This is a genomic window from Roseisolibacter sp. H3M3-2 (assembly GCF_029211165.1).
In the GTDB taxonomy this organism is placed as follows: domain Bacteria; phylum Gemmatimonadota; class Gemmatimonadetes; order Gemmatimonadales; family Gemmatimonadaceae; genus Roseisolibacter.
On record NZ_JARGEK010000109.1, the window covers coordinates 1 to 13,195 of the forward strand.

The following is a 13,195-nucleotide window of genomic DNA, read 5'->3' on the forward strand; positions in this document are numbered from 1 at the left end:
CCCGACGAACCCGGCGCCGGCCGGCGGCGCGATCGGCGCGCCGGCGGCGACGGCGGCGGCGGTGCGGAAGAAGGGCGCGGGGCGGGTCGGCGCGGTCTGCGAGTGGCCCGGCACCGTGGTGCCGTTCTGCCCGGGGTAGCCGGTCGGGCCGACGCCGGCGCTGTTCGGCACGCGGCCCTGGAGCGCCCGGACGTAGTTCACCACGTCCCAGCGGTCCATCTCCTCGATGCGGTTGTACGAGGGCATCAGCCCGCGCCCGTTGCGCATCATGCCGTACAGGTAGCCGTCGGTGCGCCCCTGCGTGCCGGCGCCGACGATGTTGATCCCCGGCATGCCGTAGCCGTTCTTCGTCGCCGGGCCGTCGCCCTGGCCGGCGTCGCCGTGGCAGACGGCGCAGTTGATCTGGTACTGCTTGCGCCCGTTGGCGAGCGACGCCTCGCTCGGGGCCGTCGGGTTGGTGACGGCGCGGCCGATCGAGTCGATCACGCCCGGGAAGGCGCCGTAGCCGATCTGGTAGCCGGCGAGCTGCGTGCCGGTGACGGGCACCGCGAACGCGGGCTGCCCGCGCGGGGCGTGGACCGTGTCGCCGATCTGCTGGGAGACGGGCTCCCAGGCCTCGATGCGCGGCTGGTTCTTGAAGTCGGTGAACCAGTCGCAGGCGCCGAGCAGCGGGAGGAGGGCGGCCAGCGCCAGAAGGCGGGTGCGGGGCATGGTGGGGTCAGCGCTCACCGCGGACCTCCGCGGCACCGTGGCGGCGGAGGAGCTCCTCGGCCGCCTGGAACTTGTCGGGCGTGGTGGCGACGAAGACGCCGTAGTCGCCGTGGCTGAACCGCGGGTCGTAGCCGACGGTCATCGTCAGCCGCGGGACGCGGGCCAGGTAGAACATCCCGAAGACCGTCGACAGGGCGCCGACGAGCACCATCACCTCGAAGCCGATGATCGTGTACGGGATCCAGCTGGCGATCGCCTTCCCCCCGACCACCAGCGGCCAGTACTCGGAGGTCCAGATGGCGATCCAGTAGCCGAACGTGACGCCGAGCAGGCCGCCGACGAGGGTGAAGCGGCGGACCGCCGACGACGGGGAGCCCAGGGCGTCCTCGAACTCGTGGCGGGGGGTCGGCGTGTAGACGGTGACGTCCCCGACCCGCTTCTGCTTCAGCTCCTCGACGGCGTGGACGGCGGCGTCCAGCTCGCGGAAGGCGGCGAGTACCCCCTGCATCAGGCGAACTCCCCCGGCGTGTCAGGCTCGAACGCCTGGTGCTTGCCGGTGACGTCGATGTGGTCGTCGTGCTTGTGGGTGCCCTTCAGCTTCGGCGGGATGATCTCCTTGATCTCCGCCAGCGCGAACACCGGGAGCTGCTTCGTGAACAGCAGGAACCACATGAAGAACCACCCGAACGAGCCGACCAGGAAGCACATGTCGACCCAGCTCGGCAGGTAGCCGCCCCACTGCCAGGGCTCGAACTCGTGCGTCAGCGACGGGACCACGATCACGAACCGCTCGTACCACATCCCGATGTTGATGATGATCGAGAGGATGAAGAGCCAGGTCGTGTTGCGCCGCAGCTGCTGCGAGAAGAGCGACAGCGGGAACACCATGTTGCAGATCAGCAGGATCCAGGCGCTCCACCACCACTGCCCGAAGACGCGGTTGTAGAAGTACTCGATCTCCGCCGGCACGCCCGAGTACCAGGCGATGAAGAACTCGATCAGGTACGCCGAGCCGACCACGAGCGACGTGAACAGGACGACCTTGGCCGTCGCATCGAGGTGGTTCAGCGTGATGTAGTGCTTGAGCCCGAACCAGCGCCGCATCGGGATCGAGATCGTCCACACCATCGCGAAGCCGGAGAAGATGGCGCCGGCGACGAAGTAGGGCGGGAAGATCGAGGCGTGCCACCCGGGCGTCAGCCCCATGGCGAAGTCGAACGACACCACCGAGTGCACCGAGAGCACGAGCGGGGTCGAGAACGCCGCCAGGAACAGGTAGGCGCGGGCGAAGTGCCGCCACTCGCGGTCCGAGTTCCGCCACCCGAGCGAGAGGATCGAGAAGATCCGCTTGCGCACCGGGTTGGTCTCGCGGTCGCGCAGCACCGCGATGTCGGGGATGAGCCCGATGTAGAGGAACGTGGTCGAGATGGTCAGGTACGTCGAGATCGCGAAGACGTCCCAGACCAGCGGCGACTTGAAGTTGGGCCAGATTAGGCGCCAGTTCGGATACGGGATCAGCCAGAAGAACTTCCACGGGCGCCCGATGTGGATGATCGGGAAGAGCCCGGCCGTCATGACGGCGAACACCGTCATCGCCTCCGACACGCGGTAGATCGTCGTGCGGAAGCCGGCCCGGAAGAGGTACAGGATGGCCGAGATGAGCGTCCCGGCGTGGCCGATGCCGACCCAGAAGACGAACGTGATGATGTACACGCCCCACATGAGGGGCGGCTCGTACCCGGCCTGCCCTAGGCCCCAGTAGATCTGGTAGACCCAGGCGCTGGCGCCGATGAGCATGCACACGACCGCGAGCCCGAGGCCGGCGAACCAGCCGCCGGTGGGCCGCATGGTCGCGACGATCTCGTTGTCGACCTGCTCGTAGTCCCGGACCGCGGGGAGCTGGACGTCGGCCGACGCGATGTTCGGACGGCGGTGGGGGTCGCCCGCCCCACCGACCGGCCTCGCGAGAGTAGCCATTGCTGCGCGATCCTCCCGTTACGCCGTGGCCGGCGCGCTCTGCGCCGGGTGAATGACCTTCCTGAGGTAGACCACCGCCGTGTACGTGTTCAGCTCCGCGAACACGTGGTAGCTCCGGCGGTCCAGCGCCAGCTGCGCGACGCTCCAGCTCGGGTCCGCGGCGTCGCCGAAGGTGATCGCCCGCGACGGGCACGCCTGCGCGCACGCCACCGTGAACTCGTCGCCCTGCAGCTCCCGGTTCTCGAGCTTCGCGCGGTTCTCGGCCTCGCGGATGCGCTGCACGCAGAACGTGCACTTCTCCATCACGCCCTTGCCGCGCACCGTCACGTCCGGGTTCAGCTGCCAGTGCATCGGCTCCGGCCACGCGTACTGCCGGCGCTCCGGCTCGCCGTAGCCGAACCAGTTGAAGTAGCGGACCTTGTACGGGCAGTTGTTCGAGCAGTAGCGCGTGCCGACGCAGCGGTTGTACACCTGCACGTTCAGCCCGTCCGGCGAGTGGTACGTCGCGTACACGGGGCACACCGGCTCGCACGGGGCGTTGCCGCAGTGCTGGCAGAGCATCGGCACGAACCGCGTGTCGAAGTTCGGGTCGAACGTGTTCTCCGCGTCCTCCGCCCCCTCGAAGTAGCGCTCGAGGCGGATCCAGTTCATCTCGCGCCCCTTGAGGATGTTCGCCCCCGGGCGCTCGTCCCACACGCCCGGCGCCAGCGCGCGGCCCTGCCAGGGCGCGCCGACGGTGGGCAGGTTGTTCTCGCTGTAGCAGGCGGTCACGCACGCCGAGCAGCCGGTGCAGCGCGCCAGGTCGATGGTCATCGCCCAGCGGCGCTTGGCCATCCCGGTCGGGTGGTTGGGGTCGTACAGCCCCTTGTCCTTCGACGTCGGGTCGCCGTACTCGCCCTGCGCGTCGTTCGCGACCGGCGACCGCAGCCCCGGCAGGAACGCGATGCTCGGCTCGCCCGGGATCTCCGCCGCGCCGCCGTGCTCCTCGGTCGCGCCGCCGGCCGCGGCCGGCCCGGCGTTCCCCTGCGGCGCCACGCCGCCGACGTTCTCGTCGCCGCTGGCGTGCGACCCGCCGCCGCCCGACTCCTGGCGCGCGCGGACCTCGGGGGCGCTCAGCGTCCCCAGCTCGCCCACCAGCACCGCCTGCCCGATCCCGCGCCCGTGCTGGCGCGCCGAGCCCTCGGTGCTCACCAGCGGCGAGTGCTCGCCCGGCTTGGTGACGCGCCCGTTGCCGGCCGTCAGCACCAGCCCGCCGGCCGCGTCCTCGCCGCTCGGCAGGAGGACGAAGGCGTTGGCGCCGATCCCCTTCGCGTAGCGCCCGTAGGCGGTGTGCCCCTGCCCCAGCGCGACCGCGACCGTGTCCGGGCGGATGCCGAGGTAGAGGTAGGCCGGCGCCGTGAACTTGCCGGCCGGCGTCTCGATCGTGACGTGGTCGCCGCGCTCGATCCCCATGCGCTTGGCCGTCGACGGGTGGATCTCCACCCACGACTGCCAGCAGACCTTGGAGACCGGGTCGGGGAGCTCCTGCAGCCACGGCTTGTTGGCGCCGCGGCCGTCGCCGAGCACCGGCGACGGGTACACGACGACCGTCATCTGGTCGCCGCTCGGCGCGGGGATCGCCTGGGCCGGGCGGAGCTGGACCGCGGCGCGCGTCGGCGCCGAGGCGGCCAGCGCGCTGCCGTTCGTGATGCCGCGCGGGAGCGCGGCCGTCCACGCGGCCTCGCCGCCGCTGCGCCCCATCAGCCACTCGCGGTACGTGCGCACCGGGTAGCGCGCGGCGGTGGTCTGGTCGGCGCGGGCGAGCGCGATCAGCACGTCGGCGGTCTGCCGGGTGTCGAACACCGGCTCCATCGTCGCCTGCTGCAGCGCCAGCAGCCCCGGGCCCGCCTCGGCGTCGCCCCACGCCTCCAGCGGGTGGTGGTCCGGGAGGATCAGGTCGCACAGCTCGGTCGTCTCGTCCGGGTAGCTCGAGAACGAGACCTTGAACGGGACCTTCGCGAACGCCGCCTTGAAGCCGAGCGCGGTGGGCGTCGTGTGCACCGGGTTGGCGCCGCGCACCATCGCGATCGGCACCTGCCCCGCGTTCATGCGCTCGACCAGCCCGCGCAGGTCGGCGTAGGAGTTGAGGCGGTCGTAGGCGCCGATCCCCTGCTCGGGGCGGATCGTCGTGCCGACCGCGCCCGCGCGGCGGTTGAGCGCCGCGGCCGCGGCCGCGACCTCCTGCGCCGTCGCGTCGGTGCTGCCGGCGAGGACGAGCAGCCCGCTGCCCGCCGCCGTGACCTCCTGCGCCAGCCGCTCGAGCGTCTGCTGCGGGACGCCGGCCGCCTGCGCCGTCTGCGCGGCGGTGGCGGTCCCGTTCAGCATGTTGAGGATCGCGATCTCGCTGCCGGCGCGGGCCGCGATCCACTCGTCGGCGTTGAGCCCCGTGAGCGAGCGGCGCGGCCCGACGTAGATCATGCGCGGCGCGGTCTCGAGCTTCGCGCGCGCGTCGGCCCAGTCGACCTGGTGGGCCGTCGACGCGCCCCACCCGTCGAGGAAGTCGGCGCCGAACGAGACGACCAGGCGCGCGGCGTTGAAGTCGAGGCGGGGCCACGCGGTGCCGTAGGCGGCGCGGTGCGCGGCCATCGTCGCCAGCGGGGCCTCGGCGTCGTACGCCAGGTGCGCCGGCATCCCGAGCCCGGTCAGCCACTGGTCGAGGAACGCCGGGAAGCTCCCCAGCTCGTGCTGGTTGATGAACGCGGCGTTGGCGGCCGTCCCCTGGCTGCGCGCGCGCCCCAGCTCCTGGCTCAGGCGGGCGAGGGCCTTGTCCCACGTCGTGGCGACGAAGCCGGTCCCCTGCCGCACCATCGGCGCGCGGTAGCGGTCGGGGTTGTAGAGCCCCTGGACGGCGCTCTGCCCGCGCGCGCTGAGCGCGCCGCGGTTGGCGGGGTGCTGCGGGTTCCCCTCCAGCTTGATCACGCGCCCGTCGCGCACCTCGGCAAGCACGCCCACCGGCTCCAGCCCCTCGCGGCAGACCGTCGCGAAGTAGTTGGAGACCTGCGGGACCGTGTTGTCCGGGTTGACGACGTACGGAATCAGCCGGCCGACGTCCTCGGACGTGCAGCCGACGAGCGTCGAGGCGGCGCCGGTGGCGCCCAGAACCTTGAGGAAGTCGCGGCGCTTGACACCGGCGGACCCCGTCTCAGTGCTCATGCTGTGGAGCGGTGGGAGTGAGCGAAGCGAGGAGCGAGGAGCGTGGCGCGCGCGGGTCGCGGCGCGCCCTCCTCACCAGCTCAGTAGTGGCAGACGGCGCAGTCGTAGCGCGCCTTGCGGGCCGGCTGCGCGGCGGCCGCCTGGATCACCGAGTCGGGCGCGCCGGCGAGGCGGTGGCCCTCGGCGGCGTTGTAGCCGTTCACGTGGCAGTTGATGCACCACCCCATGTTCAGCGACGACGCCTGGTAGACGCGCTGCATCCCCTGCACCTGCCCGTGGCAGCTCTGGCAGGTGACGCCGGCGTTCACGTGGCGCATGTGGGGGAACTGCACGTAGTCCGGCACCTTGTGGATGCGGACCCACGGCACCGGCAGCTTCTTGTTGTAGTAGGCGGTCAGCTTCGCGATCTGCTGCTTCGAGCTGTCCGCCTTGCCCAGGACGACGGTGTGGCACCCCATGCAGGTGTTCACCGCGGGCATCCCCGGGTCGGGCGACTTGTTCGCCGCCGAATGGCAGTAGAGGCAGTTCATCCCGAGGCCGCCCTGCGCCACCGGCCCCGCGTGCTTCGGGTGCGGGAAGTTGACCGGCTGCTCGGGCTCACGTCCCTGGGAGGACGAGGCGCCGCTGTACGCGGAGAGCACGGTGGCGGCGGCGGCCAGGGCCAGGAAGCCCGGGATCACCGACCACTTCCGCTTCTTCGTCATCGCTGCGACCTGGGCGGGAGGATGGAGGCGTCGTGCGCGGCGCTCATGTTTGTGAACGATTTCACAAGACGCCGGTGGGAAACGGCGCGAAAGATGACCGGGCTTAACAGGTGACACAAGTGCGATTCCGTAGGGGGACTTACGGACTCGCGTGCGTCACGCGGCGCCGCCGTCCGCGAATACCGGACCGCGGATTCTCCGGCGGACGAAAGCGTCAACGCCGGGCCGCGTTCCGGGCGCGCGCGACGATCGCGTCGCCGCCCGTCAGCGCGACGTCGCGCAGCGCGCGCGGGAGCAGCGCGAGGTTCGCCGCGGGCGCCTGCGTGAGCCGCAGCGGCCACCCGCTCCCGAACACGAAGCGCTCGCCGCCGAGCGTGCGGAGGAGGGTCGCCAGGTGATCCTCGGGCGGCCCCCAGACCGAGGAGAAGTCGAAGAACACCCCGTCGCGCTCCGGCTCCGTCAGCGCCCACGCCGTCTCCTCGATGAACTCGCGCCCCGCCCCGAGCACCACCAGCGGCGGCCCCCCGCGGAGGCGCGCGAGCGCGCGCACGTGCGCGGGGCTCAGGTCCCCCGCCACGTCGAGCGCGGACCGCTGCCGCAGGTCCTCGAACCGCACCGGGAGCACGAGCGCCAGCCCCGCCTCGGCGCAGCCGGCCGCCAGCCGCGCCAGCGACGCGTCGCCCGCGCCCAGCCCCCACAGCTGCGGGTAGGCGCGCACCGCCGGCGCGCCGTGGTCCACCGCCTCGGCGACCCGCCGCTCCCACCCGGGCCAGTCGCAACGTATCGTCGGCACCGGATCCAGGGTCGGGTATTCCCCTACGGCGGCGTAGAGGATCTCCCGCTCCGGCGACGGGTCGCGCCAGAACGCGGCCGGCAGGTAGGCGACCCACCCGCGCGCGATCCCCTCGCGGGCGAGCACCCGCGCCAGCACGTCCGGGTCCGGGTGCGGAACGTGGCGGAACGGGTAGGCGCCGATCGCCAGGTTGACGTCGACGGGGATCACGCGTCGGCCTCCAGCCCGGGGAACGACCCGGCCGGGAAGAGCCGCACCGCGTTGCGCCAGCGGACGTCGGCCACCGCCCCGGCGTCCAGCCCGAGGTGGTCGAGCGCGCGGAGCTTGGCCAGCCCGGTCTCGATGGTCACGTCGCAGGCCCAGAGGAGGCGGCGCGGCCCCACCGCCGCGACCGCCGCGTCGAGCATCCCCCGATCGACCCCGCTCCCCGAGAGGTCCATGACGACGTTCGGCACGTCGGCCACCGCGTGGTAGGTGTGGCGGTACTCGCCCCCCCCGCCCACGTGGGCGAGGATGAAGGTCGCGCGCGGGTGCCGGGCCGCGAGCCGCGCCAGCTCGACCCCGTCCGACGCCTCCTGCATCGGCCAGTCGCGCCGCCGCCACTGCCAGACGTGGTGCAGGATCGGCAGCCCGCCGTCCGCCGCGCGCGCGGCGATCGCGTCGAGCAGGGCGTCGTCGGCGCGCCGGCTCGCCGAGAGCTTCACCCCGACCGCGCCGCGCGCCACGCCGCGGTCGATCTCGGCCAGCGCGTGGTCCGGGAAGTTCGGGTTCACGTGCACGTAGCTGCGCACCCGCCCCGGCAGCGCGTCCTGCAGCGCCAGCATGACGTCGTTGCCGAGCGTGACGTCGGCGGGCGACGCGAAGTAGGTCGGCGAGTCGAGGCCCCACGTGCCGAGCACCGAGGCGACATGCCAGGTGATGCCGATCCGCTCGCCGGCGCGCAGGCGGGCCGCGTTGACGGCCGCCCACTCGGCGCGCGGCGAGGCGGGGTGGTAGAAGTGCGCGTGGACGTCGATCAGCGGCCCGCCCCCGCCGAGGAGCGGGCGCGCGTCGAGCGCCTCCTCCTCGCGCACGGCGAGGAACGCCTGCTGCGCGGCGACCGCGGTCGCCTCCGGCACGTCGGCCGTCGTCATGCCTCCTCCTCGTCGAGCGCGCGCACCGCGTCGAACCCGGCCCGCGCCGCCGCGGCCACCACGCCGTCGACGGACGCGTCGTGCGCCAGCGTCGGGTAGTTGTACGCGCCGCGCTTGAAGAGCACTCCGGCCGCGCGCGCCGCGTCGAGGAAGCGCGCCTCGCGGCGCGCCCCCCGCTCGGCGTCGGGCCCGAAGCGCAGGAACCACATCGCCGGGATGCCCGCCAGCGCCACGTCGGCCGCCCCCGCCGCGTCGCGCGCCTCCGCCACCAGGGCCTGCAGCGACTCGCCGTGCAGCCGCAGCCGCGCGCAGACGTCGATCTCGGCGTGCCGGTCGAGCACCGCGTGCGCGGCGGCCAGGGCGGTCGCCTCGCTGGCGAGCGTGGACGACACCCACGCCCGGCGCGCCGCGTCCATCACCGCGCGCCGGCCGACGACCGCGGAGAGCGGCCACCCGTTGGCGAGCGCCTTCCCGAACGTCGCGACGTCCGGGAGCACCTCGCCCGCGTCGGCGGTCGCCTGGAAGCCGCCCGCGTGCAGGCGGCAGCCCGTCTTGACCTCGTCGAAGATCAGTACCGCGCCGGCGCGGTCGCACAGCCGGCGCGCGGCGCGCAGCCACGCGACCGACGGCAGCCGCTCGACCACCGGCTCGAGCACGATCGCGGCCAGCCGGTCGCCCGCGCCGTCGACGGCCGCCTCGAGCGCCGCGACGTCGTCGAACGGCACCGCGACGAAGTCGGCGTGTGCGCCGGCGGTGATCCCCGGCCCCCCGCCCCACCAGTCGAGCCACCCGAAGTAGCCGCTCCCCACGACCGCGTCGCGACCGGTCGCGGCGCGCGCCAGCCGCACGGCGGCGGCCACCGCCTCGGCGCCGCTCTTGAGGAAGAGCACGCGCTCCGCGCACGGGATCAGGTCGACGAGCCGCTCGGCGAGCGTGACCTCGTCGGCGTGCGTGAGCAGCGAGACGGCGCCCGCCGCCGCGGCCGCGCAGGCGCGGCGGGTGACCTCGGGGTCCGCGTAGCCCAGCGCCACCGCGCCGAGCCCGCTCCCGAGGTCGACGAGCGTCTCGCCGCCGACGGTCGTGACGCGGCACCCGGCGGCGTGCGTGAAGTGCAGCGGCGCGTCGGCGTCGTCGGTCGCGCCGTAGAGCGCGGCCGGGCGCTTGCTGCCGGTGGACGCGGTCGCCGCCACGACCGCCCCGGCGCGCGCGCGCCACGCGCGGTGCGCGTCGCCGGCCGCGCTCACCCCTCCCCCACCCGCCGCTGGATGCGCTCGATGGTGCGCAGCACCTCGAAGCACATCGAGCGCAGCATCCCCGTCTCGCGCGCGTCGGGGCGCGCGCGGAACACCAGCGAGCGCACGCTGCGCATGACGTGGTCGGGGTTGCGCGTCTTGAAGAAGTCGAGCGCCTCCAGCGCGCGCTCGGCGTCGCCGAAGAGGTTCTCCAGCTCCTTCGCCTCGGGGGGCGGCGCGTGGTTGCGGTTGCGCGGGAGCGCGCGCGTCGCGTCGCCCGACGCGAGGTGCAGCTCGTACAGCCCGACCAGGACCGCCTGCGCCACGTTCAGCGACGCCCGCTCGGTGGTCGGGATCGTGACCTCGGCGTGCGCGCGGTCCATCGCCTCGCCCGGGAGCCCGTCGTCCTCGCGCCCGAACATCACCGCCACCGGCCCGTCCGCCGCGTATCCGAGCAGGTGCTCGGCGGCCTCGCGCGGCGTCATGCGCGGCCACTTGGCGGCGCGCGGGCGTCCCGTGAACCCGACCACGCGCACGCAGTCGCCGATCGCCGCGTCGAGGGTGTCGAAGTGCTCGATCGCCGCGACGATGTCGCGCGTCTTGTGCGCGACCACCTCGATCAGGTTCTCGTCGTACGGCGTCGGGCGCACGAGTCGGAGCCGCGACACCCCCATGTTCGCCATCGCGCGCACGGTGCCGGCGATGTTCACCGCCTTCTGCGGCTCGTAGAGGACGACGCGGACCTGCTCGAGGAGGGACGGCATCACGGGGCGGCGGGGGGCGGCAGCTGCACGGCGACGCAGCGCGCCGGGTCGTGTCGGTCGCCCTGAAGATACACGAACCGCCCCTCGGCGCCGCTCAGCACGAGCTGGCCGCGCCGCCGCTCGCGCCCCGGCGGCATCTCGTTCACCAGCACGTCGAGGCGGACGGTGCGCGCGTCGCCGGTCACGGCCGCGAGCGCGCCGCGGTCGATCGCCAGCTCCATCGCGTAGCCGCGCCCGGTGCGACGCCACGCCGCCTCCAACGATAGAGCCGCCGCGTCGGGGGTCGTGGGCACGACCCGCGGCGGATCGCCCTCGCCCTCGGGCACGACCAGCCACCCGGCCAGCGCGTCGCCGCGCGCCCGGACGAACAGCTCGACGCCGTCGCCGTTGACCGCCGGGCGCTCGTTGTCGAGCGGGTTGTCGGCGCCCGCCGGCACGAAGGTGGTCGGCCGGTCGAGCCGCACGTCCAGCGCGATCCTAAACCGCCCTGGATCGGCGGAGAGCGTGACCGCCGCGGTCGGGCGCCCGGCCTCCTCCCACGATTCCTCCGAGGGGCGATAGTGCGGCTCCTCCAGCTCCACCGTGCACGGCAGCGGCAGCCGCGTACCGTCCTCGCTGGACGCACGCGCACGCGCGGCCGGCGCCGGGCGCGCGCCCGGTACGAGCGGAAGCCCCAGCCGCAGCGACCGCTCACCGCCGTCCGCCGCACGGTGCGTGATCGCCCAAGCGCCGCGCGGATCTCCCACCTCCGGCAATCGGTGCGTCGTCGAGCCGCCGTCGACCAGCGCGATCGTGACCTCCCCGCCCTCCTGCGCCACGCCGGCGACGCGCCCGCGCGGATCGAGCACCGCCAGCAGCGCCGCCGCCTCCCCCGCGGCGTGCACGACGTGGAAGCGCCGCGGCCCGCGGCCGGGGGCGCCGGGCGCCGTCGCGCGCCAGAGCTCCGCGCCGGCCAGCAGCCACAGCGCGCCCCCGTCTCGGAGCGCGAGGCGGACGGCCCCGGCGTCCGGCAGCGACGCGCGCTCGACGTCCGCCAGGAAGTCGAAGCCGTCCTCCAACCCGCCGGCGCCCGTCCGCGACGCCGGCTCCCACGCCAGCGCCGCGTCGCCCTCGACGTGGTACGGCAGGTCGAGCACCACCGCGCGGTCCGCACGCCAGTGCAGTCGGTCGACCACGACCTCCCCGTGCAGCGCCACCGCGCGCGCGACGTGGACGCCGTCCGCCGGCCAGCACTCGGCGGCGATCCCCGAGGCGTCGCCGTCCTCCGCCAGCGCGATCAGTCGGCCGTCGCCGCGCGCCTGCGACGCGCCGTCGACCAGCGGCGCGTTGTGCGCCAGCGTGCTCCGGTACCAGTGCAGCGCGCGCTCGACGTACGAGCCGGTCCCCATGTCGTCGAGCCGTCGCGTCGCGCCGTCCGACACCAGCAGCTGCAGCCGGTCGGGGTGCCCGTGCCCTCCTCCCGAGTGCCCGTAGTCCACCGCCACCCAGAGCCGGCCGGCGTCGCGCCGGAAGACGGCCAGCCCCTGCGCCTCCAGGTGCACCGCGCCCGGTGCCCAGTCCGCGCTCGGCGGCGGCTCGGCGGACGCGTACAGCAGCGCGCGCCAGCCGAGGTCCGCGCGGTCGAGCGCCGAGGGGGGCTCGTTGCGCTCCGACTCGGCGGCGGAGCGACAGCGCCCGGTGTCGCCGCGCGCGACGGCGCCGTCGTACAGGCGCGTGAGCGCGGCCGCCAGGCGTACGTCGCCGGTGCGCGCGAACCCGAGCTCGAACGACTCGGCGTAGCGCCACTGCCGCAGCGAGATCGCGTACTGCGAGTCGCGGCGCGCCGGCAGCGTGAGGTCCGGGAGCGCGACCAGGTAGGGCGCCGCGAACCCGTCGTCGAAGCGGCGGCGCAGCGCGTCGGGGACCGTCATCCCCGCGGCCTCCGCGAGCGCCGCGCCGTACCACAGTCCGCGGTGCGCGAACTGGTGGTAGTTCTCCCCCTCGTACCACGTCCCATCGGCGAGCAGCCCGTCGCCCAGCCGCTCCACCACGCCCCCCGCGCCGTCGAACGCGCGCGCCGCGCCCCTGGCGTCGCCGAGGACGCGCGACGAGGCCAGCAGCGCGGCGGCGTTCCAGACCTGACGGTTCGAGCCGCCCTCGGGAAAGCCGGCGATCAGCCGCCGGCTCGGCTCGACCACGCGCTCGCGCAGCCGCGCGCCGAGCGACGCGACGCGCGGCCCCTCGGCGGCCTCCAGCGCGTCGAGCGCGACGCACAGCTGCAGCAGCCAGATCGACTCGAGGTACGTGCTGAAGAACGGGCGGCTGGGGCCGAGGACGTTGTCGCGGTTCGGGTAGTCGAGATAGCGGTCGGCCCACGCCGCGAGCGTCTCGGCGGCGAACGCGGCGAGCGGCGGCGCGCCGACCAGGAGGTGCAGCACCGCCGCGTGCACGGCGCGCTCGGCGAGCCACAGGTGGTGCCACATCACCCACCAGCGGTCGTGCGCGTCGCCGCGCAGGGTCGCGCCGCAGCGCGGGCAGCGGTGCTCGGTGGGCGCGAACGGGTCGAAGGCCAGCAGCGTGCCGTCGTCGGGGCACCGCCCGCCGACGCGGGAGAGGCGCGCCTTGCGCGGGTCGGGCTCGGGGCGCGCCGCGAGCACGCGCGCGAGATCGCGCGCCAGCGAGCCGGCGAGCGGCGCGAGCGGGCGCGCGA

The 13,195-nt window shown here is 74.2% G+C and carries 10 protein-coding genes; all 10 read right to left on the reverse strand.

What is annotated here, in order from left to right; all coding sequences use genetic code 11:
- Positions 1-711: cytochrome c (locus PYV61_RS11065; protein WP_275831368.1), on the reverse strand; the 711-nt coding region annotated here is incomplete at its 3' end.
- 7 nt (positions 712-718) lie between these two features.
- The gene (locus tag PYV61_RS11070) at positions 719-1,219 is read right to left on the reverse strand and encodes a DUF3341 domain-containing protein (protein ID WP_275831370.1); all 501 of its coding nucleotides are present in this window, start codon (positions 1,217-1,219) and stop codon (positions 719-721) included.
- Complete coding sequence (gene nrfD / locus PYV61_RS11075; RefSeq protein ID WP_275831372.1) at positions 1,219-2,688, reverse strand: NrfD/PsrC family molybdoenzyme membrane anchor subunit; 1,470 nt, start codon at positions 2,686-2,688, stop codon at positions 1,219-1,221. Before nrfD ends, PYV61_RS11070 begins: the two co-directional genes overlap by 1 nt.
- Positions 2,689-2,706: 18 nt before the next feature.
- Entirely contained in the window at positions 2,707-5,880 is a 3,174-nt protein-coding gene (locus PYV61_RS11080) for a molybdopterin-dependent oxidoreductase (RefSeq protein ID WP_275831374.1), read from the reverse strand.
- 80 nt (positions 5,881-5,960) lie between these two features.
- On the reverse strand, positions 5,961-6,584 hold the full coding sequence (locus PYV61_RS11085) for a cytochrome c3 family protein (protein ID WP_275831376.1): 624 nt from the start codon (positions 6,582-6,584) through the stop codon (positions 5,961-5,963).
- Between the two features lie 214 nt (positions 6,585-6,798).
- A complete protein-coding gene (locus tag PYV61_RS11090) occupies positions 6,799-7,587 on the reverse strand; it encodes a hypothetical protein (protein ID WP_275831378.1) in 789 nt (262 codons plus the stop codon).
- Positions 7,584-8,510 carry an amidohydrolase family protein gene (locus PYV61_RS11095; protein WP_275831380.1) on the reverse strand — a complete coding sequence of 309 codons (927 nt, stop codon included), beginning with the start codon at positions 8,508-8,510 and terminating at the stop codon, positions 7,584-7,586. The genes PYV61_RS11090 and PYV61_RS11095 overlap by 4 nt, the downstream gene beginning before the upstream one ends.
- Positions 8,507-9,754 carry an aminotransferase class III-fold pyridoxal phosphate-dependent enzyme gene (locus PYV61_RS11100; protein ID WP_275831382.1) on the reverse strand — a complete coding sequence of 416 codons (1,248 nt, stop codon included), beginning with the start codon at positions 9,752-9,754 and terminating at the stop codon, positions 8,507-8,509. Before PYV61_RS11100 ends, PYV61_RS11095 begins: the two co-directional genes overlap by 4 nt.
- The gene (locus PYV61_RS11105) at positions 9,751-10,506 is read right to left on the reverse strand and encodes an RNA methyltransferase (RefSeq protein WP_275831384.1); all 756 of its coding nucleotides are present in this window, start codon (positions 10,504-10,506) and stop codon (positions 9,751-9,753) included. The genes PYV61_RS11100 and PYV61_RS11105 overlap by 4 nt, the downstream gene beginning before the upstream one ends.
- Positions 10,506-13,195, reverse strand: a 2,690-nt coding sequence (locus tag PYV61_RS11110; RefSeq protein WP_275831386.1) for a heparinase II/III family protein, incomplete at its 5' end; no start/stop codon positions are given. The genes PYV61_RS11105 and PYV61_RS11110, both read right to left, overlap by 1 nt.